Raw genomic sequence first — 3,980 nt, 5'->3', positions numbered from 1 at the left:
CGCAACGAGCGACTGAGGAGCGCAACGAGCGACTGAGGAGCGCAACGAGCGACTGAGGAGCGCAACGAGCGACTGAGGAGCGCAACGAGCGACTGAGGAGCGCAACGAGCGACTGAGGAGCGCAACGAGCGTACGGCGACCGCACGGCTGGGGCTGTGGCGGTGTTCTCCACCGATCCAGTGTCAGTTATTTATAAGCGAGCGGCCGGGGCTGTGGCGGTGTTCACTGCTGGTTCGGTGGTCGCTACGGATAACCGAGCGATTGGGGATTTAGAAGCGCTCTTTCAGGACCGTCGATCGCTTATAAAAAATCTGCGCCGGCGTAGTGGTCGCGTGTTCAGAACACGCCGGGGAACAGCACGTAGCTGAACAGCAGACACAACAGGCCGACGCCCGTCGCGTAGTACAGCAGCGGGATCATGTTCAGCCGCATCACCCGCCCCTCCTGTCCGAGGAGGCCGACCGTCGCCAGCGCGGCGACGAGGTTGTGGATCGCGACGAGGTTCCCGATGGCGCCGCCGACGGCCTGCGCGCCGACGATGATCGTCCGCGGCAGTCCGAGCTGGGTCGCCGCCTCGAACTGGAACGCGCCGAACGTGATGTTCGAGACGGTGTTCGACCCGGCCATCGCCGCGCCCAGCGCGCCGATGAGCGACGCGAAGGCGGGGTAGGCGACGCCGAGGGTGTCGGCGGTCGTCTGCGCGAGCAGGACGATCATGCTGCCGACCTCAGGCGCGCCCGGATGCGCGCCGGACTGGAGCATCACCTGCACCATGGCGATGACGAACACCAGCGCGATGAACGGCGAGACGATCTTCCGGCCGGCTTCCTTCCACGCGTCGCCGACTTCTTTGCCCGACATGCCGAAGATCGGGATCGCGAGCACGGCGCTCACGATCAGCCAGAACCCGGGAACACTCATCCACGCGAAGCTTCCGCCGAGCGTCGTCCCGAAGATGTCGCTGAAGCCGATGACGAAGAGGTCGCTGCCGATGAAGCTCGAGATCGGGTCGACCGCGCGAGTGACGACAAGCAGGATCACCAGCGCGATGTACGGCGACCACGCCTTCAGCAGCGACATGTCCTCGTCGACGTCACTGATGTCGGCAGCCTCGGCCTCCGGCGAGACGCCGCCGCGGCTCTCGGCGCCGTTCGACCCGTTCGACTGACCGGGCTCGATCGAGCCGACCCAGTGGTCCTCCCATCGGTCGCGGTCCGGGAATTCCCACTCCTCGTCCGGCAGGAAGTAACCCGCCCGAAGCACGCTCAGGACGATGGATCCGCCGACCATCGAGCCGATGAGCGCCGGGAACTCGGCCGTGAGGAACCACGCCGAGATCCAGTACGGGACCGCGAAGGAGATCCCCGCGAACAGACACAGCGGCGCGACCTCCCACGCCGGCGCCAGCGAGCGCTCGTCGGGGTCACCGAAGAAGTAGACGGTCATACCGACCGCGAACAACGGCATCACGAACCCGACCAAGGCGTGATACGTCGCCGCCCACGCGGCCACCTCGACCGAGAACTCTTGGACGGTCATCCCGCCCTCCTCGATCGCGGTGCGGGTGAACTCGACGTTCTCCATCGGGTTCTGGATCCCGACCACGATCGGCGTCCCCACCGCGCCGTACGTGACCGCGATGATGTGCCCGATGATCGCCGCGACGACCGCCGCGAGCGCGGGGAAGCCGAGCCCCAACAGGAGCGGCGCGACGACCGCGGCCGGCGTCCCGAAGCCGGCGGCGCCCTCGATGAACGTCGCCATGAAGAAGGCGATCAGGACGATCTGCACGCGCCGGTCGTCGCTGACCGTCGCGAATCCCCGATTGATCCGGTCGAACGCACCCGCCTCCATTAGCGTGTACAACAGAACCAGCGCGCCGAAGACGATCCAGAGGATCGTGATCGCGGTTATGACGCCGACGGCGGACGCCGCCGCCAGCCAGTTCACGGGCATGTTCCACGCGAAGTAGCCGACCGCCAGCGCCGCCACCCACGCGAGCGGCATCGCGCGCGTCGCCGGCCACAGCAGGCCGACGAGCAGGACCCCGGCGAGAAGCAGCGGGATCGCGGCCACGGCGACGTCGATTCCCGTCGTCATGGATCTCTCCCGCGGTTCCGTTCGTTTACTCGATTCCGTCTCCAACTCATGTAACAGGTTACCATTGGCATACGACGCGAGGTACGTCACATCCATTAATTATAAAATGTGACTTTTTCTGCCGTCGTCATCTCCCGGTTCACCCCGGTCACGTCTCGCAAAAACATCCGAAAGCAATTTCTTTATTACTGGTCATCTGTCAATCCGCGAACCTCCGACATCGCACCCTTCGCGACCGGCCGCCCGAGGAGTCATGTTGATCGCGCGGTAACAAGGGGTATGGATCGCAGCGACGTGCGGCGAGCGTGGGACGATGTGGCGGCGACGTACGCCGCCCGACGCGACCCGGACGGCTCCGACGCGGCGCTGATCGACGACCTGCTCGCCGATCTGCCGCTCGACCCGGACGTGCTCGACGTCGGCTGCGGCGACGGCGCGCGGACGCTCGCGAACCTCCCGGCCGGCAGCGTCGGGCTCGACATCTCGCGGCGCGGGCTCGACCTCGCGAGCGAGACCGTTCCCGTGGCCCGGCTCGTTCACGGCGAGATGTCCGCGCTTCCGTTCGCGGCCGATAGCTTCGACGCGCTCACGGCGTACCACGCGGTGTTTCACGTCGAGCGCGACCGCCACCCCGACGTGTACGCGGAGTTCGCGCGCGTCCTCCGCCCGGGCGGACGGCTCCTTATGACCCTCCCGAGTGGGCGGTTCGAGACGGTGCGCCGCGGCTGGATGGGCGGCCGCATGTTCTTCTCGGCGCCGGGCCGCGACCCCACCCTCGCGCAGCTCCGTGAGGCCGGATTCACCGGCGTCGAGACGGCGACCGCGACCGATCCGCTCGGGAGCGACACCGAGTTCGCGCTCGCGACGCTCGGCGGGGGGTGACCGACGTGCGCGTCGCCGCGCTGCTTCCCTCAGCCACGGAGACGCTGTTCGCGCTCGGCGTCGAGCCGGTCGGCGTCTCGCACAGCTGTGACCACCCGCCCGCGGCCCGTGACCTGCCGACGCTCACGAGCACCGTCGTCGACCACGACGACCGCTCGGCCAGCGACATCGACGCCCAGATGCGGTCGGTCGACGGCGCCGTCTACGACCTCGACGTCGACCGCCTCGCCGCGCTGGAGCCGGACTTCGTCGTCACACAGGCGACGTGCGATGTCTGCGCCGTCGACGCGGGGGCAGTTCATGAGGCCGTCGCGTCGCTCGACCCCGCGCCCGAGGTGCTGACGCTCGACCCCCACTCCTTCAGCGACGTCCTCGACGACGTGGCCCGCCTCGGCGCGGCGGTCGACCGCCCCGACGCGGCCGCGGCGCTCGTCGACGGGCTGACCGACTGCGTCGAACGCGTCCGAGAGCGGGCGGCCGACGCCGTCGCCGGGTCGGGCCGTCCCCGGACCGCGGTGCTCGACTGGACCGACCCGCCGATCCGGGCCGGTCACTGGGTCCGAGACATGGTCGACATCGCCGGCGGCGACCCGTCGTTCCAGCCCGACGGCGCCTCCGAGCCGGTGGCGTGGGAGGACGTCCGCACGTACGACCCCGAGGCGCTCGTGGTCGCGCCCTGTGGCTTCGAGCGCGATCGCGCCGTCGACGCGGCCGGCGGCCTCGCCGATCGACCGGGGTGGCGCGACCTCGCCGCGGTCGCCGACAACCGAGCGTACGCGGTCGACGGCAACGCGCTGTTCAACCGACCGAGCCACCGATTGGTCGACTCGCTGGAGGCGCTGTTCGCGTGTCTGCATCCGGACCGCGCCGAGGCGCCGCCCGCCGCGGTCGACCGGATCGGACGGGTCGGCGACGCGGCCGCACGCACCGCCGGCGCCGCCGCTCGGTGAGTCGTTCCGCCGGTCGCCGCTTCAGCTCTGCGCGCGGTCGCGGCGCGC

3 protein-coding genes are annotated in these 3,980 nt (G+C 69.2%); 2 read left to right on the top strand and 1 reads right to left on the bottom strand.

The genetic code is table 11. The features are described from left to right. Positions 1 to 336: 336 nt before the first annotated feature. The gene (locus OQF71_RS14020; protein WP_280588424.1) at positions 337 to 2,100 is read right to left on the bottom strand and encodes an L-lactate permease; all 1,764 of its coding nucleotides are present in this window, start codon (positions 2,098 to 2,100) and stop codon (positions 337 to 339) included. 279 nt (positions 2,101 to 2,379) lie between these two features. Between OQF71_RS14020 and OQF71_RS14015 the strand changes: the two genes are divergently transcribed. Together OQF71_RS14015 and OQF71_RS14010 are read left to right on the top strand one after the other, a co-directional pair. Then, positions 2,380 to 2,982, top strand: a complete 603-nt coding sequence (locus OQF71_RS14015) for a class I SAM-dependent methyltransferase (RefSeq protein ID WP_280588423.1) — start codon at positions 2,380 to 2,382, stop codon at positions 2,980 to 2,982. A gap of 5 nt (positions 2,983 to 2,987) precedes the next feature. Then, positions 2,988 to 3,932: an ABC transporter substrate-binding protein gene (locus OQF71_RS14010; protein ID WP_280588425.1), complete on the top strand. Its 945-nt coding sequence runs from the start codon at positions 2,988 to 2,990 to the stop codon at positions 3,930 to 3,932. Positions 3,933 to 3,980: the final 48 nt, after the last annotated feature.

The organism is Halorubrum sp. Boch-26 (assembly GCF_029889805.1).
Taxonomy (GTDB): domain Archaea; phylum Halobacteriota; class Halobacteria; order Halobacteriales; family Haloferacaceae; genus Halorubrum.
Note: the sequence above shows the minus strand (reverse complement) of the source record. Positions and strands in the feature narration are given on the sequence as shown.